We start from the raw sequence: 22,740 nt of genomic DNA, 5'->3' as shown, positions 1-22,740 counted from the left end.
GAGACTTATTATGGCTTTTGCAAAAGATTTTATTTGGTGCGCAGGCGGTGCATCCGCACAGCAGGACGGCGGGTATCTCGATGGTGGGAAAGGACTGTCCGTTTGGGATGTGCCGTTTATAGACGGGCATATACGTAACGGCGAGGATAACAAAGTGGCTTGCGACCATTTTCACAGATGGCGCGACGATCTTAAACTGCTTAAAGAATTGGGCGTCAATACATATAGATTTTCCATTTCTCCTGCACGAATTTATCCTAAGGACGAATTTACCGTAAACGAGCAAGGCGTAAAGTTCTACGTAGAGCTTGTCGCAGAGCTCGAAAAGCTCGGGATACGCCCGATGTGCACGCTGTATCATTGGGATATGCCTATGTGGCTGTATAAAAAAGGCGGCTGGAAAAGCTCGCTTGCAACCGAATGGTTTGAGAGATATACTAAAACCATAGTCGATGCGATTTCCGATAAAGTGGAGTATTGGATAACCTTCAACGAACCGCAATGCTTTATAGCTATGGGTTACGGCACAGGCGAACATTCGCCGTTCGAAAAAGTAAGCAATCGGGAAATGCAAAGTATATCGCGCAATGTAATGCTTGCGCATGGCAAAGCGGTAAAGGTTATACGCGATAACGCAAAGATTATGCCCAAAATCGGGTATGCGCCCACGCAAGGTGAACTTAAAATGCCGTCAACACCTGCCGAAGAACAACAAGCATACGATTACAGTTTTAATATTAAAGAAAACGGCGGTGCATTTAATACGGCATGGTGGTCCGATCCTATAGTGCTCGGCAAAGCGCCAAATGGATGCGATTGGCTCTCCGAGCAAGATTTATCGGTTATACATCAGCCACTCGATTTTTATGCTTACAATATATATAATGCCAAATATTTCGGCAAGCGCGAACCCATGGGCGCGCCGCGTACGACTATGGGTTGGACTATGACTCCCGAATGCATGTATTGGTCGGCGAAGTTCTTTTACAAGCGTTACGGCTTGCCTATAATGATAACCGAAAACGGAATGGCTAACGTCGATTTCGTATACGAGGACGGAAAAGTTCACGATCCACAAAGATCGGAGTATTTGCGCACACATATTAAACAATTAAAACGCGCCGCCGACGAAGGTGTGCCCGTTATCGGATATTCCTGTTGGAGCTTTTTGGATAATTTTGAATGGACGGAAGGCTACGCCAAACGTTTCGGGCTTGTTTATGTGGATTATACTACACAAGAGCGTATTTTCAAAGATTCCGCATATGTTTACCGAGATATTATTAAATCTAATGGCGAGAATTTATAACGTTAAGCATGACTATACTTTTAACCGAAAACTACGACGAACTTAGCGAGAAAGCGGCTCGGATAATAATAGAAACAGTACGGGAAAAGCATAACGCCGTGCTCGGCCTCGCAACGGGTACAACCCCGCTCGGGCTGTATAATAGACTCATGGCCGACCATAAAGAGAACGGGACAAGCTATAAACATATTCGCGCCGTCAATCTCGATGAGTACAAAGGCTTGCCGAAAGACCATCCGCAAAGCTATGCGTACTTTATGCGGAAGAACCTGTTCTACCATATAGATATAGACCTAAACAACACCTACATAGAGAACGGAATAGCAACCGACGAACAAGCGGAGTGTAAGCGTTATGATGAAATATTAAACAAGTATCCGAGAGATATACAATTACTTGGACTCGGCAGTAACGGACATATAGCGTTTAACGAGCCGAACACTCCGTTCGACAGTACGACGCATGTAGTCACATTAGCCGAAAGTACTGTAAAGGATAACGCGCGGTTATTCGAAGATATATCCGAAGTGCCGAGAAAAGCATACACTATGGGCTTGAAAAGCATAATGCAGGCGAAGAAGATAATCGTGCTCGCAAACGGACTGAATAAAGCTGAAATAGTGTCGAAACTTATGTACGGCAGCCCGAGCGAAAAATTGCCCGCGAGCATACTGTATAACCACAAGGACTGTACGGTAATATTGGATGAGGAGGCGGCGAGCAAGTTATGAATATCGAAACGATAGACCTATATAAATATTCCGATAAAGACCGTGGCAATGCAAACGGCGGCTATTTGACTGTCTATGCGCGAACGGAAAGCAAGGAAATAAAAACACGTAAACGACCCGCAATACTGGTGATCCCGGGCGGAGGATATTCCATAGTATCGGACAGAGAGGGAGAACCTGTCGCTTTGAAGTATATAGACAGCGGATTCGTTTCGTTCGTTTTATCTTACAGCGTCCAAACGCCGTATCCGACGCCGCTTGTCGAGGCTATGCTCGCCGTTATGTACATTCGAGATAATGCAGATAAGTATTGTATAGACAAAAAGAAAGTTTGCGCAATAGGCTTTTCGGCGGGCGGACATCTTGCGGGGCTTCTCGCCACGGTAAAGCCAAGCGAAGCGAGCATGGTAAATAACGACATAGCGTACGTAATTCCCGACGCCGTTATACTGTCGTATCCCGTAGTCACTATGGGCGAGTATACGCACGAGGGCACGCGTAGCGTAATAACGGGCGGCGACGAAATGCTACGGAAAAATCTGTCTATAGATAAGCGCGTAGATAAAAACGCCGTACCTGCATTTATATGGCATACATATAACGATAATTGCGTCCCCGTGGAAAACAGTCTAATGCTTGCGCAGGCGTATAGAAAAAACAAAATTCCGTTCGCACTTCATATCTTTGAGCACGGCGGACACGGTTTGAGTTTGGCAGACGACGAAGTTTGCGATTTTACAGAACATCAACAGAATTTATATAAAGTCGGTAAATGGTTTGATTTATCCGTAGATTGGCTGCGGGCAAAAGGCTTTAAGGTGATTGTAAAATGAATCTCAACGACAAAGCGATAGTATATATCCCAGACGGAACGGAACAAAACGAAGCGTTAAAGAGAACGACACATCTCTGTATCGCGGCACATCAAGACGATATAGAGTTTATGGCGTTCAGTCCCATAGCCGAATGTTTCGGGAGTAAAGACAAAAACTTCTGCGGCGTGGTAACTACCGACGGCGCGGGTAGTCCGAGAAACGGACTGTATGAAAATTACACCGACGAGGACATGAAGAAGATACGCATAACCGAACAAAAGAAAGCTGCGACGGTAGGCGAATACACGGCTCAAATTTTATTAGGCTATTCTTCTGTGCAAGTCAAGGACAAGAACAACGACCAAGTTGTAGCCGATTACGTAGAAATATTAAAAGCGACTAAGCCCGAACATGTGTATATCCATAACCTTGCGGATAAGCACGAAACGCATGTTGCAACAGCCGTAAAAGCAATTAAGGCAATGCGAAAGCTAAACGACAAAGACAAGCCTAAAAAAGTGTACGGTTGCGAAGTGTGGCGCGACTTAGATTGGCTGAACGACGACGAAAAGGTTTTGCTCGATTGCAGTCAACACCAAAACCTTGCTCGAGCATTGTCGTCCGTGTTCGACAGTCAAATAACGGGCGGCAAACGGTACGATATAGCCGTAGAGGGCAGACGGAACGCTAACGCAACGTTCGGTCAAAGTCATTCTTGCGACGAATATACGTCATTGAATTACGCAATGGATCTAACGCCGTTAATATACGACGAAAGCATAGATATAGTCGAGTATGTAACGGGATATATACAACGCTTTTCGGATAACGTTAAAAACACGTTAAAGGACCTACTATGAATGTGCAACAAATAGATAAGCTGATTGCATACGCGAAAGAGCGTTTAGAGCTCGACGAGCGCGACGAAATGTACGTCAGCAATATTCTTCTTGACATAGAAGACAGTGCGGAAAACGAGGACGCCGTTTACGGCGAACTCAGTCTAATGCCGTCGAAGATAGATAAACGCTTCGACGAGATATACAAAGCAAACGGAAGTAAAGCGGCTACCGATTGGCTTTACAGATACTGTGTAAACAACAAGTACGTTAAGCGCGACGTGCTGGACAAGAACCCACGCTTTGATACAAGCAGCGGCTTGACCGTAACAATCAATAAGGCCAAGCCCGAATTCAAAGATCCGAACAAAGCGAAAGCGGGCAACAGCGTAGACGGTGGGTTTGCAAAGTGCGTTATTTGCCGCGAGAACGAGGGGTACGGCGCAAGGCACAAGCGTAACTTGCGGACTGTATCTATAACGCTCGGTGGACAAAAATGGTTTTGGCAGTATTCTCCGTATGGGTATTTCAACGAGCACGGTATAGCGATAAACTGCGAGCATACCCCCATGCACGTAGATAGACAAACGCTGGAAAACCTTATAGACTTCATAGACAATTTCCCCCAATATTTTATAGGCTGTAACGCTCCGTTGCCGAGGATAGGCGGTAGTGTGCTTGCACACGATCACTACCAAGGCGGCGGAGAGGTGCTGCCATTACACAGGGCGAAGATAAAAACCGAAGTAAAGGATAAACAATATCCGACCGCAACAGTAGGTATTCTCGATTGGCCCGGAACGGCTTTACGGATAAAAAGCAAGAACCGCAACGAGATAGTAGACATAGCGGACAGAATAATGCAAGCATGGGTAGAGTACAGTAATCCCACGCTTGGCATTATTGCAGAGGACGAAAACGGCGTACACAACGCGATCAGCCCGACAGCTATAAAAAGCGCGGACGGCTACGAAATGAACGTTATCTTGCGCAACAATATTACGAGCGAAAAGTACCCCGACGGCGTGTTCCACGCGCATCCCGAGTTTCATGCTATTAAGAAAGAAAGCATAGGACTGATTGAAGCGCAAGGGCTGTTCATACTTCCGGGAAGATTGGAAAGCGAGCTTGCCGAAGTGGAAAAGCTTATAGCGCAAAACAAACCGCTGTCGCCCGAATATGCACAGTTCAAGCTAGTGTACGACGAAGCAAAAGCACTGTACGAGAGCGGCAAGTATAAAGACGTGCATACCGCAATGCAAGAGGAACTCGGTAGTATCTGCTACCGAATACTGCAAAACACGGCGGTGTTCAAAGAGCAAAGATATTTCACGGAATTTTTGCGACTGGCAGGGTTTACGGCATGAAAGACTACGACTACAAAATGTCTGCTGCAGGGCGGATAAATATAATAGGTGAGCATATAGACTATTGCGGCGGCAAGGTCATGCCCGCAGCTATAAGTCTTAAAAATACGGTGTATGTAAGGCCCAACGGCACGGATAAGATAAACCTGAGCTGGACTACACTTCCCGACAAAGTGTCGCTCGACATAAACAAATTGGACAGCTACAAAGACTTAAAGTACGGGAACTACCAAGCGGGCGCGGCGCTTATGTGGCAACGCGCGGGGCATAAGATAATCGGCGTAGATATGCTATACGACTGCACCGTGCCGTTCGGCAGCGGGCTGTCGAGTTCGGCAGCAATAGAAGTGAGCACCATAGCGGCGCTTGCGACGGTAGCAGGCGAGCCATTGGATAAGGTGGAAATAGCGTTAAAAGCACAGCAAGCTGAACGCGAGTACGCAGGAGTCAATTGCGGGATCATGGATCAATACGCTTCGGCGTGCGGAAAAAAGAACAGCGTTATGCTGCTTGACTGCAACAGCTTAAACTGCGAATACATACCGCTCGAACTCGGCGACTGTTCGCTCGTTATAACCAATTGCAATAAACCCCATAACCTTGTGGAAAGCAAGTATAACGAGCGCCGAGAGCAGACCGAAGAGGCGCTAAAAATACTGCAAAAACATATAAGGATAAACTGTCTTGCGGAATTGAGCTTGCTCAAACTGAACGCATACAAAGCAGAACTGCCGCCCGTAATATTCAAACGCGCGCGACACGTTGTGACCGAATGCGGAAGAGTGTACGAAGCGGCTGCCGCGTTAAAAAACGGGGATATGAAAAAGCTCGGGAAGCTACTAAACGCTTCTCATACGTCTTTGCGCGACGACTACGAAACGACGGGCATTGAACCGGACGCGCTCGTAGAAGTGGCGCAACGTCAAGACGGGTGTTTAGGCTCGCGGCTTATGGGCGGAGGCTTCGGCGGCTGTACGATTTCTTTGGTAAAGAAAAACAGGGTAGAAGAATTCAAGCAAAACGTACAGGCCGAGTATGAAAAGGCAACGGGCTACGCGCCGACTTTCTACGACGTGGCAATAACAGACGGGATAACCGTCGAGAAATTATAGGGAGAGGATATATACAATGACTATTCTTGTAACAGGCGGCGCGGGATATATAGGCTCGCATACATGTGTAGAGCTTCTAAACAAGGGCTATGCAGTGGTCGTAATAGACAACTTCGACAACTCCTCGAAAAAGAGCATAGAGCGCGTAAAAAAGATAACGGGCAAAAACGTAGCAGTGTACGAAGGCGACGTGCGCGACTCGGCGCTTTTAGACAGGATATTTACCGAGCATAAAATAGATTGGGTAATACACTTCGCGGGACTGAAAGCGGTCGGCGAAAGCTGCGCGAAACCCATAGAGTACTACAATAATAATCTGTACGGAACGCTTGTATTGACAGACGTTATGCGTAAGCACGGATGCAAAAAGATAGTATTCTCATCGTCCGCAACCGTTTACGGCGATCCCGAAGTTTTGCCGCTTACCGAAGAATGTAAGATCGGCGGCACGACAAACCCTTACGGCACGAGCAAGTATTTTCAAGAGATCATGCTTAACGATATATATAAGTCAGATAACGAGTGGACTGTTGTGTTGCTTAGATACTTCAACCCCGTCGGCGCGCACGAGAGCGGAATGATCGGCGAGGATCCGCAGGGTATACCCAATAACCTTACGCCGTATATTGCGAAGGTGGCAATAGGCGAATTGAAAGAAGTGGGTGTGTTCGGCAACGACTACGACACTCCGGACGGCACGGGCGTGCGAGATTATATTCACGTAGTCGATCTTGCCAAAGGACATGTGGCCGCAATAGATAAAACAGTCAAGTCGGGCGTATACACGTACAATCTCGGCACGGGTATAGGCTACTCTGTCTTAGATGTAATACATGCGTTCGAAAAAGCGTGCGGCAAAGAACTGCCGTATACGATCAAGCCGCGTCGACCGGGCGACATAGCGGCGTGCTATGCCGACGCGAGCAAGGCAAAGCGCGAGCTCGGTTGGGAAGCTAAGCTCGGTATAGACGAAATGTGCGCGTCGTTATGGAATTGGCAACAGAAGAACCCCAAAGGCTATAAGGATTAAGTTATGCTTACTCTCAAAAACCAAAACATAACAATAGAGCTTACGGAGATCGGCGCTCGGATAAACGCCATAGTCGTGCATGGCGCGGATATAGCGCTCGGGTTTAATTCTCAAGAAGACTATGAGAAAAGCGGAACGTACTGCGGCGCTACTATAGGCAGAGTGTGTAACCGTATAGCGAACGGAAAGTTTACTCTCGACGGCAAGGAATATATACTCACAAAGAACGTCGGGAACAATCATCTTCACGGTGGTATACGCGGTTTCGACAAACAGGCGTTTGCAATAACCGAGTTGACCGAAAACTCGGTCACATTCGAGTACGTAAGCGCTGACGGCGAAGAGGGCTACCCCGGCAAACTGACTTTGACCGTAAAGTACACGCTTAAAGATAACGAATTGCTAATAGAATACACGGCTTCTTCCACGCAAACCACGCTGTGGTGTCCCACTAACCATGTGTATTTCAATCTCGACGGAGAAAATAGTGGCGACTGTTTGGATAATGTTTTGCGGATAAATGCAGACAAAATAACGGTAACAAACGCCGAGCTTATAACTACGGGCGAAGTTAAGCCTGTGCAAGACACGCCGTACGACTTTACGGATAACAAACTCATAGGGCAAGATATACGCAGCGGCATTCTTGCGGTAACCAAGGGCTACGACAATAATTATATACTTAACGGCGAACAAGCCGCATACGCGGAGAGCAAAAAGACAGGCGTATCTATGACTTTATATACCGATCTTCCGTGTTTGCAGTTTTATTCGGGCGGGCAGATAACAGAGATAAACGGCAAAAACGGCAAGTACCGCAAGTGGCAAGGCTTTTGCTTGGAGCCGCAGTATTGTCCGAACGCAGTCAATTTGCAAGACTTTGAGATGCCTATATTAAAAGCCGGTGAACAAAAAAAGCATTATATTAAATACTGCTTCGAAAAATAATTTGGAGAACTAATGACATCAGCAAAAGAAGAACATAGAGGAGTACTAAAAGAATATTTTTATGCTTGTTGTCTATACTGCCGCACAACGCTGATACAAGCAAAAAACGGCACAGATTGTTTTATAAAATGTCCGCAGTGTGGTGAGTTTGTTCACATAATAATAAATAATGATATAGTTTTAACTAAACAAAAAGAAATATAGGTTGAATGGCATCCGCAAATGCGGGTGCTTTTCTCTATTATACGAGATATTTCGGCAAAAATTCTCAAAATTAGCTGTAATAAATAATGTAGTATGAGCATAAGCCCTCGCGGGGTGAACGTGAAAACGTGAAACGTGAAAGCGGCTTAATTTCATACTGTTACGAGCTATAATCCGAAAAAAGATACAAGCCGAACAGAGCAATATGCCTACTTCGTGGTAGGTCGAATTTGCTTTGTTCGGCTTTTTGCTTTATGACGTATTTTTGACTATTCCCTGATGGCGTATTGCAACGCTGTCGGGGCTTTTTTATTTACGTCAAAATCCACCGATAGCGATTTTCTAAAATCAAAATCGGAGGATTTATTCATGCAAAAATTTAATCTAAAAGTATCGAGAAAAAACGGTGATGAGATAACGGTTGCAGTGTACCTTGATGAGATAACGGCAAAGTTATTACAGCAAACAGGAGATCAAAAAATCATTGATACCTATCTATATGAAGAATACAAGACAAGTCGCAAGGCGCGACGTGAAGTGTATTGGAATCGGTCTTTAGACGAAGATTTGGAGAATGGCATTGACTATGAGGACAGACGTTTTTATGGCGATTATTCGTTTGACGATTTCGAGGACGAAAAGTTGCAAGCAGCAATTGAACAATTAACGCCGCGACAGCAAGAAATACTGCGGCTTATGTACATAGAAGGAAAAAATCAAAAAGATATTGCTGAAATATTCGGCATTGATAAACGTTCTATTAGCGACGCAATAAAACGAATTTATGCGTCAATACGAAGAAATTATTAAAAATAATAAAAAAAATTAGTTAGACCACGGACTTTTACCGTTTTCTACGGCTTTACTGTGAAGGGGTTTATTGAAATCCCCAATAAATACAGGACGGAACAATATGGCCAACAGTAAATTAAAACAATATATCCAAAGTCTTGGAGCGCCGGAGCTGACAGTGGATGAAATCTCTATTATAATAGCTCACCACGAATACCACTGTGACAAGCAAATACGAATTGTAGGTGCTTTGCCGCAAAAAGGTGTGTTTGTTAAAGTCATCGACCATATGGGGTATAAGGATTCGGTTATAGACAGCCTTTGCTATGATGATGACTGTTCCGAATATGGATTTGTCAGAAACGCAAGCGAAAGAAGAGAAATCAACCTTGTTAAGAGATGGCTAAAAAATAATTTGTCTAAGGATGAACAACAAAAGCTTATAACGGAGGGCAAGTTATAATGCAAGAAACAAATAATGGTTATCCGCTTAAAAAGCGCCAGCTCAAGGATTGGATTTACGATAACGGTAAAACCCAACCCTATGTAGCAAAGCGGCTCGACATAACGAAAGAAGAGCTGCAAAGAAAGCTCAACGAACATAAGCCGTTCAGCGAACAACAGATAAGACGACTTGTGCGCCTTGTTGGAGCGGAAGCGGCAATAGAAATAATATATTTTCCCACGCTCAAGGAGAAGCGCAGAGTGTGGCGAAAGACTTTCGGCAAGAAACGAATAGAGGAGGACGAACAATCGAATGAGCGAAGTCAAAAGGTTGAGCAATCGTAACGAACAAATAGCGGCGATGCTTGCGGACGGCGAACAGCTTAAAAACTTTTATCGGTTCATAGCGCAAAATCCGCATATCAATTTGCACGACGCGTGTCAGATTATCGTTGACCGCCCGAACGCCACGATATGCTTTTCATTTAACGAATGGGCAGCTATGGGGCGGCGCGTTACAAGGGGTAGAAAAGGCATACCTTATTACGATAACGACGGCTATAAGCAGTTTGTTTTCGATGCAAACGATACGCACGGAGATAATCGCTATTCGCGTCCCATACTTCCGATGAAGCGACTGCTTGATGGTTTGGACGAACTGAACGGTACGGATTTATCGGCAGACGAGCGTAGCGATTACCGCAAAATACATAAAGGAGTGCAAGCGTACTTGCAAGAGCGCGACGCGCTTTCGGGCGACACCGAGCGAGATAAGTTGCTCATAGAAGGTATTACGTACTCGCTCTATGCAAAGACAGGTTTTCCGAAAAGCACAGGTATAGCTTTAAGCGGACTTCCGTTTTCTTATACCGAGAATGCGGCGTTTGTAAAGGACATTTACATTCGCACAGATATGCTTGTTCAGGACATCGAGGAAGCATTTTCGGAAAATAAAGAAGAAGTAACGGTCATAGACGATACGGATATAGAATCGGTATCCGACGAACCTGTTGTTCCTGCTCATAACGATGAAAGAAATCTTGTTGAAGTAGATAGCGGAAATCGAACGTTCTTTGCGGGCTATTCGATTTTTACCAAAGACCATTTCGAAAACGATAATTTCATCGGAGTCGATGTTTTTCTCGGACAGACGGAAAACTTCGACGATGTGAATATGCTTTACGACAACACAGACAATTCGTTGTTGTTCGTATCGAATAATCCGAAATTTGAATGGCTGTTTTGGGAAGACGCTTTTTACCGCACTCAACAGGAGCTGATCGACAACGGCACATTCACGGCAGAAGACTATAAGAAATACGACGAGCTGAAGAATGGTATATTAGCCGGCGTAGACGAACACGGCGAAGTTTTATTTGCCGTAGACGATGACGATCCTGAAAGCGGTATTCCGTTTAGATACCCGAATTGGCAAGACGAGCATTCTGTCGGACAGACGGAAAACACGGATATAGACCAATCGGGAGCGGAAGAGCCGAAGCATCCTATGTACCCGCGATATAAGCGGTATATGGAAATACAGAACGAAAAGCCGCAAGCTATCGTGTTTATGCGTTTGGGCGATTTCTACGAAATGTACGGCGACAGTGCCGTTATAGCGTCGAAAACGTTAGGTTTAACGCTAACCGGGCGCGACGTAGGTTTGCCTGAGAGAGTGGCTATGTGTGGTGTACCTTATCACGCTATGGATAAGTATTTGGACAAAATGCTTGATTCGCGTGGCGTGGTGCTTATAGAAACCGACGAAGAGCCGAAGTATATTCTGTCACATGCGGAAGCGCTTGAACAAAACGCGCCCGCCGAGAAAACGCAAGAAGATAAGCCCACACAGAAAGAAAGCGCCGAACAAATAACGTCCGTAGACGAACAGTCAGACGAGGACGATTGGCGCAACGAGCTTGCAGACGAGCTGAACGACATTGACGAAGAACTTGACGAGGACATCGACGAGCTTACCGAAGATGAAGATACTGTTCGGACAGAACGATTAAAATCACAGCCGAAAGCAAAAGACAAGCCCACAAAAAAAGACGAGAAAGGCATAAAAGACCGCAAGCGTAAAAAACCGCAACCTACGTTGTTGGATTTAGCCGAGCCGAAAGAGCAGTCGGCAGAGGAAGCGCTTATAGAGCGGCAGTTGAAATACGGTAGCAGCATACAGCACGGCAAATTCCGCATCTTTGATAAATACCAAGAGAACCCCACCGTAAAGACTTTTGCAGATTTTTTGAAGAAAGAGTACGGTATAGGCGGTTTTGGCGGTTGGAACGGAGATAACCAAGAACACGACGGCAAAGGCATTAAAATGGCTTTGCGTGGCGAAAAGGGCGAGTATCTCGTTCAGGTTTCGCTCAAATGGCCCGACGTCGCTGTACGCATAGCTGACCTAATAGACGACGATAACTATCTGACCGAACAGGAAAAGAAAAACTACGTCGAATATAAGGCCGAGCAAAATCGTTTGCGTGAACAACGTGCCGAAGAAGAGCGGCAAAAGAACGAGTTTATAAACCAAGTAATCGTTTCGGCGAGTGAGGAGCGCAAGCAACGCATTTTGGACGAGTATGCCAATACGACAAAGCTCGTTACTTTTTCCGAATTTCTTAAAAACGAATACGGCGTAAGCGAAGAAAATGGCGACGGATTCCTTGCCATATACAATCAGCAAGGCATTTGGATGTACAAGGGCGGCAACCGAGATGACTTCCAAAACAGAATGTACCTTAATTGGAATGAGTTTTCGGACAAAGTCTGTACGCTCATAGAGAACAACAAATACATCACATCGGAATTACAAGCAGCACCTGAGTTCAACCGTTTCAAAGAATTAACGGCAAAGGGCAAGAAGATATTTGACGCTTATCAGAATGGATATATGCGTGAGCCGACCAATTCTATGTGGGACGAGGTGCAGTCATGTAATCCTATCGCTAACGGCATATATGAGGTGTCTACGGCGGGACACGGCGGCATCATGATAGCCGCCGAGCTTGCGCCGTATATTCTCTCGTCGGAAGCATTGAAGAGCGGGGTGCTTGATGGTGGGTACTATTGCTATGAGGAAGATTGCGACGCTTGTATTCCGCTCCGTGAGCTGTGGGATAAGGGCATCTTGACCGAAGCAAGCGAGTATTTTACTCATCTTTATGTCAATTCAAGCAGACCGGAAGCAAAGAACGGCTGCGTACCATTTAACGACGCTACCGAACAGGAAAAGGTAGAGTATTTCAAATGGTGGAACAATGCCGTTGACGAATCGTTAGAGCTTTGGAGCGAAAAATATTGGAAGGCACACGAGCAAGCCGACCTGTCGCCCACACAGCAAAAAATTAAAGACATTGTTGAACGCATTGTAAAAGAAGGCACGGAAAACACAAGCGAGGGTAATTGGGTAGTTTATTTCGACGAGTTCGGTGAGGACGAGCGGTTCGTCAGAGACCATCAAGACGAGATCGCAGATATGCTTGCTTCTCGTGAAGAAGTAGCGGAGATCGATATCGTTGATGATGCTTTCGACACTACATACTATCTCGATTTCTGCCCGAACTACGAAGATACTTGGAACGAGCTTGAAGAAGCAAAAGATACCCAGAACACCGACTTAAACGGCGTGTTAGATCAAACCGAGCTTGGTGGAGCTAAGACAAGATTCCAAAACAATGTGGCGGCGATAAAGCTCGTCAACAAGCTGTACGCCGAAAATCGCAACCCCACGGAAGCAGAGAAAAAAGTCCTTGCACAGTTCGTGGGTTGGGGCGGCTTGTCGCAGGCGTTCGATGAGAACAACCAACAATGGAAAAAAGAGTACGCCGAGCTGAAAGCCTTGCTTTCGCAAGAAGATTACGAACAGGCGCGGAGCAGCACGCTTAACGCATATTATACGCCCAGCGACGTCATAAGCGGAGTATATGCTGCGCTTGGTAGGTTTGGTGTAAAGGGTAACAATCGAATCCTTGAACCGGCAATGGGTACGGGTAACTTTTTCGGATTTATGCCGAAAGATATTGCCGACGGCAGCAGACTGTACGGCGTGGAATTGGATAATCTTACGGGCAGAATTGCCGCAAAGCTCTATCCGCAAGCGAGTGTGCAGATAAAGGGTTTCGAGGATACGAGCTTCCCAAACGACAAGTTCGACATTGTTGTGGGTAACGTACCGTTCGGCGGTTACGGTGTTGCGGACAGCGACTATAACTCCTACAATTTCAAGGTCCACGACTACTTTCTTGCAAAGTCTATTGACAAGGTAAAGCCGAACGGCATTGTTGCTATCGTGACGAGCAAAGGCACAATGGACAAGCTCAATCCGAGCGCAAGGAAATACGTTGCTGAACGCGCCGAGCTGATTGGAGCGATACGACTTCCGAATACGGCGTTCAAGCAAACTGCCGGCACGGAAGCGGTTGCGGATATTTTGTTCTTTCGTAAACGCGCCGAACGCATAAGCACGGATACCGAGAACATAGAGTGGCTCGGCACGAGCAAGACCGCGGAAGGGTACGAGATAAACAATTACTTTGTGGCTCATCCCGAAATGGTACTCGGCACGCTCACAGAAGATATAGGACTGTACGGCGGTAAAGATGTTACAGTCAACCCCGACGGTAGAGTGTTGTCCGAAGCAATAGCGGAAGCTGTGAATAAGTTGCCGCAAGGTTTCTTTACAAGCTCTGACGTTGCGCCTATTCAGGACGATGTAGAAGTTGACTATAATATCAAGCCCATGTGCTACAAAGCCGACAGCGGCCGTTTATACATGCGTATGGGCGATGAAATGGTCGAGCAGCGCATACCGAGCTATCCGAAAGACGCTTATCAGCGGCTACAAGGAATGATCGCTTTACGCGAGGAATTACACCGAATTTTGGACATCCAAATCAAAGGATGTTCGGACGAGGTGTTGCAGGAAGAGCAAAAAAAGCTCAATGCAATGTACGACAAGTTTGTCGGTAAATACGGCGAACTGAACAGTCAAACGAACACAAGGTTGTTCAAAGAAGACGGGGATAGTGCGCTCCTTTTCGCTTGCGAAAACATCGACGAAGAAACCAAAAAGATAAGCAAAGCGGAAGTTTTCAATAAGCGCACAATACGCCCATATACCGTACCCACGAATACGGACGATTGCTTTGAAGCATTACAAATAAGCCGTAACGAGCGCGGAAAAGTTGACATTGGGTATATCGAGGAGCTTACGGGCAAGGATTACGATACCGTACTTTTCGAGCTTGGCGACTCCGTTTTCCGCAACCCCGAAACGGTGGATGAAGCAGATAAGTATTCGGGCTTTGAAACTGCCGAGGAGTATTTATCGGGGCGAGTAGTAGACAAGCTACACACAGCGGAAACGTATGCCGAGCATTCGAGCGAGTACAAGCGCAACGTGGAAGCGTTAAAGCAAGTACAGCCCACGCCGTTGACGGCAAGCGAGATTTCGGTAAGGCTTGGTGCTACGTGGGTAGCCAAAGAGCTGTACAAGCAATTCTACTGCGACCTTGTAGGCGTCAGTTGGTGGCAAAGAAGCAACATCGAAATGTTCTACAATCCGTTCGACAGCAGTTGGCGGTTAGATCAAAAAGACAGTATTCGCTACGACACTCAAATGAAGCAAAAGGAGGTTTACGGTACACAGCGCGCGCCGGCGTATCGGCTGCTTATAGACAGCATGAATTTGAGAGCTACGACCATTTACGATACGGTAGTAGATCCGGATGGAAAAGAACGCCGGGTACTCAATCAAGCCGAAACTATAGCCGCGCGAGAAAAGCAAAACCAAATCAAAGAGCGGTTCGCCGAGTGGATATTCGACAACCCCGAACGTAGAGAGCATTTGGAGCAAACGTATAACAGGCTGTTCAACCAAATACGGTTGCCGAGCTATGACGGGAGTTATCTGAAATTCCCCGAAATGAACCCCGCTATTGAACTTAAACCACACCAAAAGAACGCGGTACACCGAATAATAACAAGCCCTAACAGCACGCTGTTGCACCACGTTGTAGGTAGCGGCAAGACGTACACCATGATAGCTTCTATTATGAAAATGCGACAGCTCGGAATATGCAAAAAGGCTATGGTCACGGTACCGAACCATCTCACGCAGCAGTGGGCAAGCGAGTGGCGCAAGCTGTACCCGAACGCGAAAATCCTTGTCGCAACAAAAGAAGACTTGGAGAAAGACAATCGTAAACGGTTTGTCAGCAAGGTTGCTATGGGTGATTGGGATGGCATAATCATAGCGCAATCGAGCTTTGCCAAGATACCCATTTCGCAAGAGCGACAGATTGCAAAATTGCGACAGGAAATTAAGCTCATAGAGCAGACGGTAAAGAAACAATGGGATGAAAACGGTATGCCGCGCGGTGCGGTCAAGAACTTGGAGCGCATTAAAAAGAGCCGCGAAGCTATGCTCAAGAAACTTATGGACGGCGACAAGAAAGATGACGTTCTTACTTTTGAGAGCTTAGGTGTGGACTATCTCTATGTGGACGAAGCGCATAATTACAAAAACTTGTTCCTGTTCACCAAGATGAATAACGTAGCCGGCGTATCTAATGCCGCAAGTCAAAGGGCGAGCGACGTCAAGCTGAAATGCGAATACCTACAAGAAATGCACAAGTCCGACCGCGGCGTAATATTCGCCACGGGTACGCCCATAAGCAATTCAATGTCGGAAATGTACACTATGCAAAGCTACTTGCAGCCGAGAGCATTAGCGGCAAGCGGCATAACGTTCTTCGACGGATGGGCGGCTGACTTCGGCGAAACGGTAACGAGTATGGAGCTTAGTCCGAGCGGTCAAGGTTATAGGGCGAGAACGAGATTTGCAAAGTTTACCAACTTACCCGAACTGCTGACAATGTACCGTAGTTTTGCGGACGTGCAAACGGCAGACACTGTAAAGCTCGACGTACCCGAAGCGGAGCGGCATGTTATAAGCCTTAAACCGTCGGATACCGTTATAGAGCTTGCAGAACAAATCGCCGAACGCGCGGACAGGATACACGAAGGACTTGTAAGCCCCGAAGAAGATAATATGCTGAAAATCACTTCGGACGGCAAGAAGCTCGCGCTCGATCCGCGGTGCTTTGTACCCGACTCGGAAGATGAGGGCGGTAGCAAGCTCAACGAAGCAACACAGCGAATATTCGAGATATGGGAGCGGACGGCCGACATCAAAGGAACGCAGATAGTGTTCTGTGATTTATCCACGCCGAAGATGAAATCCGAGAGCTACGAGTACGGTACTGACTTTGACGCTTACAACGACTTAAAATATAAGCTCGTGAAAAGCGGCATACCCGCGGAAGAGATTGCGTTCATTCACGACGCGAACACCGACGAGCAGAAACGAGCATTGTTCGATAAAGTCAACAGCGGCTCTATAAGAATACTTATCGGCAGCACGGAAAAATGCGGCGCGGGAACAAACGTACAAAAGCGGCTTGTCGCATTACATCACTTGGATACACCGTACCGTCCGTCGGATATGGAACAGCGCGAGGGGCGAATAATCCGTCAAGGCAACGAGAACGACAAGGTAGATATTTACACCTACGTTACCGAGCGAACGTTCGACAGCTACAGCTACCAGATACTCGAGAACAAGCAAAAGTTCATATCTCAAATAAACCGCGGCGACTTGACCGTGCGTGAAGCCGAGGATATCGACGAAACAACTTTGTCATACGCCGAGATAAAAGCAATCACCGCGGCGAACCCGAAAATAAAGCGCAAGATGGAAGTTGACACCGAAATAGCAAGGCTGCGAATTTTGGAAGGTCAGCACAAAAAGAACTTGTACGCGCTTCAAGACAAAATCCGCAAGGACTATCCCGAAGACATCCGCAAGCAGGAATTACTATTGGAACGTGTAACTGCGGATATAGCGAGTTTGGAACAGAATAAGCCCGCCGATCCCGAAGCGTTCGAGATAAGCGTGAACGGTAAAGTCTATACGGACAAAAAAGAGGGCGGCAAGGCGCTAACCGACGCGCTGTATTCAAGCAAGCCCGAAAAGGTCGTGGCGGTGTATTGCGGATTCAGGATAAGTATGAACAACATCACTTCGCTTAACGGACAGCGCGACATTACACTCTCGGCTAACGGACAGTACACAATCGACATAGGCGAAAGTTCAAGCGGTAATCTTACCCGATTGGACAACTTTATCGAGGACTTTCCGAAGCGTAAAGAACGGCTCGAAAAGCGTTTGCAACAGCTCAAGGACGACTTCGAGATAGCGAAAGAGCAAGTACAAAAACCGTTTGAGCATAGGGAACATATGCTTGAGTTATTAAAAGAACAAACAGCTCTGAACGCCGAGCTTGACTTAGATAAACGAGAAGAGGTCATTATAGCTGAAGACGGCGAGAGCGACGACGGTAACTACCGAATGTTGCCTACAAATACAAAGATTAAGGAGGACGAAATCATAGATAAAGAAGACAAGGTCGCGTCAATGCGAGTGGACATCTTGCCCGACTATTCCGTAAGCACAGAAGATATGCACGAATACGGTTATAAGTGGGACGGTATGCTTCCTATGCGCAAGACCGCGGCAATGCGAGCCTTTAACAGAGGAGTTCAAGTTTATGAGCTTGGTAAGGACGATACCGAAACAGAAATGGAATACGGTGACGAGTTCGCGGACAAAAAGATGTACGGTGTAGAAAAGCCCACATGGAAGAAGTATGTGGAATCGGAAAACGGTTTAGCGTATTTGTTTGCACGTTTGGATATTGCGCAAGCGGCGGGCGAGTGTGCATCGAAAGATTTGAGTTATGTGGACGAGCGGTTCACTATAGACTTTATCGAAACGAACTTCTCGGAAAAGGCCGCGCTCAAGAAATATCTCGCGGACAAGCCGAAGCCCGATACCAAAGCTATAATGTCATTCGTGCCGCAGCTTATGGACGAATACACCGACCGAATTTGGTCTTCAGCGCTCGAACACTATGGTTGGGACAAACATTCGGTAAAAAGCTCTATTGCGGACAATGTAGAGAACACCGAACTTAAAGAGTACGCTAAGCAAATCGCAAGTTATCGGTTTAACGTAGATAAAGAGCTGATGATTGCATTGAACAAATACACCGAACAAGAAGTTGACGAAATGAATTTGCCGGCGTTCGATGACGAGATTACCGTTGCCGCAAAAGAGCCTACACACTTGCTTACGGCGAACAGCGCAGGGACTACATTTGCGCCCGGCGTGCTGCTCTTGGAAAACAACATAACCGGCGAGTGGTACGTCATTAACGACACTTCGGCTAAGAACGAGATCGGCAAGGAATTGGAGGTCGGTGACAAAACCGACGTCGGAACGATTCTTGCCTATAACGGACTGTACGACGGAAATCCCTTGCGTGAGTTCTATAAGAAAGAGGAAGCGCAGTCGTATTTCGACGACAAAGTCAAAGTCATACGAAATATGCGGTTAAGTTCGGCGAAAAACGATCCGCTCGTAGTAGGCGGTGGAACAGAGCAAGAAAAAATCTTTGCGGTTATGGACGACTACTGCGAAACGTTGGAGCGGATATACGGTGGAACAACCGAATTGGTCGGCGCAAAATCTATTGCCGATACGGTGAATTGTCCCGTAGAAAACGTTATTGCGCTTATGGAAAAATATGGCGCGAGAATCGACGGGGACAATGTATGGCTCAATAACGCTTTACAGTTTGAAAGACGGATTTTGCAAGCAAGACCGAATTATTTTGCGTTTGCTTCGGATATTCGACAGGCGTACTATGACCGCGCAAAGAGCGAACCTAACAATAGCGCAATCTACGAAGAAGCAGTTATAGACAGCGTTAAAAAAGAATACGCCGCGTTCAAAGACGAAATGCTCAAAGGTTCGCCCGAACAGATATACGAGAACAGTTACAAAATCCACGTACTAAACGAGTTTTATGAAGTCATTCAGCTTGGTAACGATTATCTGTCTGACAACGACTTCAAAGCCTTGTATGAAGAACGAGGACACATTCTCGACAACCTTTACGACGACTATCTTGGAAACGAGAGTTATAACGTCGAAGAATACGGCGAAACAGCACGGTATATCAAAGACTACTGCGAATATAAGCACAACGAGATTTATTACCCTGTAACTTATTTCGGAAAAGATACGGACAATAGAGCGTACTACCGTTTTACAACAGGAATCTCATTAGACAACATAGTGCAGTTGGATAAGTCGGCAGATATGTACACCATAGCCGCGCCTTACTGTTATTTGGATAAGGAACAGCTGGAGAAGAATAGCATTTTCTTTCTGGATATAGGTAAGGACATCTTTCCGGAACAGCTCGAAGGCGACGATGCTATGAAGAACATGATGAACGCGATGGACTCGTATTACAGCATTAAGCCGCTTTATCTGCGGTCTCAAACTTATGCAAGAGATAATAGCGAGATCTTCAATTATCGCAAATCTCAGCAAGCAAATATCGATTGTAAACGCGCAATCGATCAAGCGGTTAGCAAAAATTTCGACGGTATGCACCTTGCGGCCGGCTTTGAAAACGAGCTTATCCAAAAGTACGGAATGGAGCGCATAGCGTTCATAGTTGCAACCACTATAAACGAACACGATTACGACGGAAGGTTTAGTCAAGCAAACAAAGAATGGGCGAAAACTATTCCTATGCTTGAAGTCGAGTTCGAGCGTCGTGGTTGTTGCTTGAGTGGACATCCTGCGGTATTGGACGGACTTGCAAGCAGAATCAGGGATAAGCAAGTAATTCTGTACACAACGGTAGCAGAGCAGAATGCAGACGGGAAGCCGTGCTATAACGCATATTCGTTAGACCGTGAAAGCAGCGAAGTCAAGTATTTGGACGGCGATTTCAGTTCGGATATAGCGTTGCAAGCGACAATCGATCAGAACGCCGACGTAGGACACACCGGCTACACTTATAAGCGTATAGAGCCGCAAGAGCTTTACGCTTTAAGTGAAAAAATCAAGAACAAAAATATAGACAAGGAGAATGATATGGCACAAGACAAATTTAAGAACTTTACCCCGCAGGGATATAAGGTTTTAAGTATGACGAAAGACCGTGACGATAGAAACGTCGCTATCGTTCAGCGCAAAGACGATTTCGTTGTTGCGCCGGGCTACGACACTACGGACGGAACGTGGGCGCAGGGATTCTATGACTTTCCTACGCTCGAAGCGGCAGAGAAGTTCAGACAGGAGAAGTATGGCTTCGAGGATACAAAGGACACGGAAAAGCGGAAGTGGCTTGCTTTTAAGATAAGCCCCGAAGCGCTTATAAAGAAGTATCAGATCAACTCGCGGTTCAGAATGCCGAAAGGCAGTACATACGAGGGCTGTGCGTACTCTATATTCAACGACCGTATAAAAGAAAGCACAATAACGACCGACATAAAGAGCGATACGAAAGAACGTGCGCTTTCTATCCGCATCCCCGAAGATTCCCAAGTGGAGCTTTACGAGGGTGGCGAAAAGATAATCAGTATTCCGGCGCGCGAGTTCGTCCAAATGGTTGACGGAACGACTGCGGATAAGTACGAGCGCGAGCTTCGACTGAATATCCGCATTCCGCGTGAAGCGGTCATCAAAGAATACGACAACTCGGTGCTTGTCGCCGCGCCTAACGATTCCGAGTATAAAGGCTATGTTTTCTATCTGCCGAACTCGGTAGTAAAAGAGGACGGCGAGAGCGATAACGGCAGCTTGGTCGCAAATGTAGGCGAGGGCTTCAAAATTACGCTTCGCAAAGGCGAGGAACAAATCGAGCTTACCGCAAAAGAGTTTGCGTACAACACCGCAGGAAAAACGGACTACAAGCGCGAGCCTACCGCTATGGACGAGTACCGCGAACAGCAAGGCGAAGACGGCAAGAAATGGAATACGGTATCGCTCAGCGAGAATGCCATAATTGCCAACTACCAAAATAGTACGCTGTTCAAAATGCCGAAAGGCGATTATGCCGGCTTTGTTTACTACATACCGAGCGGCATGGTGCGCAAGGACGAGAACGGTCTTAGCTTGCGTGTCCCCGAAGACTTTGAAGTTCATCTCAAGGACGGCGACGAGAATATCGACCTTACCGCGGAACAGTTTATAGCGGCAATATCGGACAAGACGGATGAGGACTACGAGAGCGTATTCCGCAAGCCGAGCAAGGAAGCGCAAAAGCAGTTCGAGAAAGTAGAGGAGCAACTGCGTAAAAACGTACCCGAAGAAATGCGCAACAAGCCGAATTGGGTAATCGTGCGCACACGAGCCAACGAAGAAACTGGCAGACTCGATAAGTTCCTTATAAGTCCGCATACGGGCAAGTTCGCGGAAAGCGACAACCCCAAAACGTGGGCGGACTTTGATACGGCATGTAAGTATGCGAAAGAAAACGGCGGCGTCGCGCTTGCTTATGCGCTCGACGGAAAGGACGGCATAGCGTGTATCGATCTTGACGGGTGTGTTACCGAAAGCGGATACACGGATATAGCAAACAGAGTGCTTGATTTCTGTGGTAAGACGTATATTGAGCGTTCGGTAAGCGGCAAAGGTTTACACGTATTCGGAAAGACGAAAGGTGCGGACTTGCGCTCGTTCAGCAAAGACAAGACGATGGAGTATTATCAGGGCGGTCATTTTATCGCTATGACAGGCGACGGCGCGGGATATAGCCGCTTAGAGAGCTTCGATACGCCCGAAATGCAAAGAGTTCTTGAGAGTAAGCTCGAAAAGCGTACTGAGTGGAAAAATACCGGAATGGGCGTCGAGGGTTTATCGTCTATGGACGACAGAGAAATGCTCGATAAGGCATTTGCGGCAAAGAACGGCGATACCGTTCGTAGACTGTATAACGGCGAGGACCTGCGCGGCAATCACAGCAATTCGGATATGTCGCTTATGAACTACCTTGCGTTTTGGTCCAATCACGACATCGATCAAATGCTCCGCGTTTTTTCTACGAGTGGATTATACCGCGCTGACAAAGCGCAGAGCTACTACGAGCATACGGCGATTAAAGCTGTTAAGGGTACGCCGTGTTACACGCCGCCCAAGGCAAGTAACGGTAACAACAAACCGAGCGGCAACGGAAGTGGTAATGGTAGCGGAAAAGGCGGTAAATAGTCAGAGATAAAAGC

At 46.6% G+C, this 22,740-nt stretch carries 13 protein-coding genes; all 13 read left to right on the top strand.

What is annotated here, in order from left to right; genetic code table 11:
- Positions 1-10 precede the first annotated feature (10 nt).
- The 13 genes from HDT28_04195 to HDT28_04135 all read left to right on the top strand — a co-directional run bounded on the left by HDT28_04195 (position 11) and on the right by HDT28_04135 (position 22,726).
- Complete coding sequence (locus HDT28_04195; protein ID MBD5131778.1) at positions 11-1,309, top strand: family 1 glycosylhydrolase; 1,299 nt, start codon at positions 11-13, stop codon at positions 1,307-1,309.
- 8 nt (positions 1,310-1,317) lie between these two features.
- Entirely contained in the window at positions 1,318-2,040 is a 723-nt protein-coding gene (nagB, locus tag HDT28_04190; protein MBD5131777.1) for a glucosamine-6-phosphate deaminase, read from the top strand.
- Positions 2,037-2,873 carry an alpha/beta hydrolase gene (locus HDT28_04185; protein MBD5131776.1) on the top strand — a complete coding sequence of 279 codons (837 nt, stop codon included), beginning with the start codon at positions 2,037-2,039 and terminating at the stop codon, positions 2,871-2,873. Before nagB ends, HDT28_04185 begins: the two co-directional genes overlap by 4 nt.
- Complete coding sequence (locus HDT28_04180) at positions 2,870-3,715, top strand: PIG-L family deacetylase (protein ID MBD5131775.1); 846 nt, start codon at positions 2,870-2,872, stop codon at positions 3,713-3,715. The genes HDT28_04185 and HDT28_04180 overlap by 4 nt, the downstream gene beginning before the upstream one ends.
- Positions 3,712-5,061, top strand: coding sequence for a galactose-1-phosphate uridylyltransferase (locus tag HDT28_04175; protein MBD5131774.1), 1,350 nt, complete (start codon positions 3,712-3,714; stop codon positions 5,059-5,061). The genes HDT28_04180 and HDT28_04175 overlap by 4 nt, the downstream gene beginning before the upstream one ends.
- On the top strand, positions 5,058-6,173 hold the full coding sequence (locus tag HDT28_04170; GenBank protein MBD5131773.1) for a galactokinase: 1,116 nt from the start codon (positions 5,058-5,060) through the stop codon (positions 6,171-6,173). Before HDT28_04175 ends, HDT28_04170 begins: the two co-directional genes overlap by 4 nt.
- A gap of 16 nt (positions 6,174-6,189) precedes the next feature.
- The gene (galE, locus tag HDT28_04165; GenBank protein MBD5131772.1) at positions 6,190-7,203 is read left to right on the top strand and encodes a UDP-glucose 4-epimerase GalE; all 1,014 of its coding nucleotides are present in this window, start codon (positions 6,190-6,192) and stop codon (positions 7,201-7,203) included.
- 3 nt (positions 7,204-7,206) lie between these two features.
- Entirely contained in the window at positions 7,207-8,151 is a 945-nt protein-coding gene (locus tag HDT28_04160; GenBank protein ID MBD5131771.1) for a galactose mutarotase, read from the top strand.
- A 12-nt stretch (positions 8,152-8,163) separates the two neighbouring features.
- Positions 8,164-8,355 carry a hypothetical protein gene (locus HDT28_04155; GenBank protein MBD5131770.1) on the top strand — a complete coding sequence of 64 codons (192 nt, stop codon included), beginning with the start codon at positions 8,164-8,166 and terminating at the stop codon, positions 8,353-8,355.
- Positions 8,356-8,724: 369 nt separating this feature from the next.
- Entirely contained in the window at positions 8,725-9,165 is a 441-nt protein-coding gene (locus HDT28_04150; protein MBD5131769.1) for a sigma-70 family RNA polymerase sigma factor, read from the top strand.
- Positions 9,166-9,268: 103 nt separating this feature from the next.
- Positions 9,269-9,610 carry a hypothetical protein gene (locus HDT28_04145; protein ID MBD5131768.1) on the top strand — a complete coding sequence of 114 codons (342 nt, stop codon included), beginning with the start codon at positions 9,269-9,271 and terminating at the stop codon, positions 9,608-9,610.
- Positions 9,610-9,936: a hypothetical protein gene (locus tag HDT28_04140; GenBank protein ID MBD5131767.1), complete on the top strand. Its 327-nt coding sequence runs from the start codon at positions 9,610-9,612 to the stop codon at positions 9,934-9,936. The genes HDT28_04145 and HDT28_04140 overlap by 1 nt, the downstream gene beginning before the upstream one ends.
- Entirely contained in the window at positions 9,905-22,726 is a 12,822-nt protein-coding gene (locus HDT28_04135) for a DUF3849 domain-containing protein (protein ID MBD5131766.1), read from the top strand. Before HDT28_04140 ends, HDT28_04135 begins: the two co-directional genes overlap by 32 nt.
- Positions 22,727-22,740: the final 14 nt, after the last annotated feature.

This window comes from Clostridiales bacterium (assembly GCA_014799665.1).
GTDB lineage: Bacteria > Bacillota > Clostridia > Christensenellales > Pumilibacteraceae > Anaerocaecibacter.
This window is presented reverse-complemented; position numbering and strand designations above follow the sequence as displayed.

Bases quoted from the DNA above. Each gene is read 5' to 3' on its own strand.
- HDT28_04195 (MBD5131778.1), top strand. From the start codon at position 11: ATGGCTTTTGCAAAAGATTTTATTTGGTGCGCAGGCGGTGCATCCGCA.
- nagB (MBD5131777.1), top strand. From the start codon at position 1,318: ATGACTATACTTTTAACCGAAAACTACGACGAACTTAGCGAGAAAGCG.
- HDT28_04185 (MBD5131776.1), top strand. From the start codon at position 2,037: ATGAATATCGAAACGATAGACCTATATAAATATTCCGATAAAGACCGT.
- HDT28_04180 (MBD5131775.1), top strand. From the start codon at position 2,870: ATGAATCTCAACGACAAAGCGATAGTATATATCCCAGACGGAACGGAA.
- HDT28_04175 (MBD5131774.1), top strand. From the start codon at position 3,712: ATGAATGTGCAACAAATAGATAAGCTGATTGCATACGCGAAAGAGCGT.
- HDT28_04170 (MBD5131773.1), top strand. From the start codon at position 5,058: ATGAAAGACTACGACTACAAAATGTCTGCTGCAGGGCGGATAAATATA.
- galE (MBD5131772.1), top strand. From the start codon at position 6,190: ATGACTATTCTTGTAACAGGCGGCGCGGGATATATAGGCTCGCATACA.
- HDT28_04160 (MBD5131771.1), top strand. From the start codon at position 7,207: ATGCTTACTCTCAAAAACCAAAACATAACAATAGAGCTTACGGAGATC.
- HDT28_04155 (MBD5131770.1), top strand. From the start codon at position 8,164: ATGACATCAGCAAAAGAAGAACATAGAGGAGTACTAAAAGAATATTTT.
- HDT28_04150 (MBD5131769.1), top strand. From the start codon at position 8,725: ATGCAAAAATTTAATCTAAAAGTATCGAGAAAAAACGGTGATGAGATA.
- HDT28_04145 (MBD5131768.1), top strand. From the start codon at position 9,269: ATGGCCAACAGTAAATTAAAACAATATATCCAAAGTCTTGGAGCGCCG.
- HDT28_04140 (MBD5131767.1), top strand. From the start codon at position 9,610: ATGCAAGAAACAAATAATGGTTATCCGCTTAAAAAGCGCCAGCTCAAG.
- HDT28_04135 (MBD5131766.1), top strand. From the start codon at position 9,905: ATGAGCGAAGTCAAAAGGTTGAGCAATCGTAACGAACAAATAGCGGCG.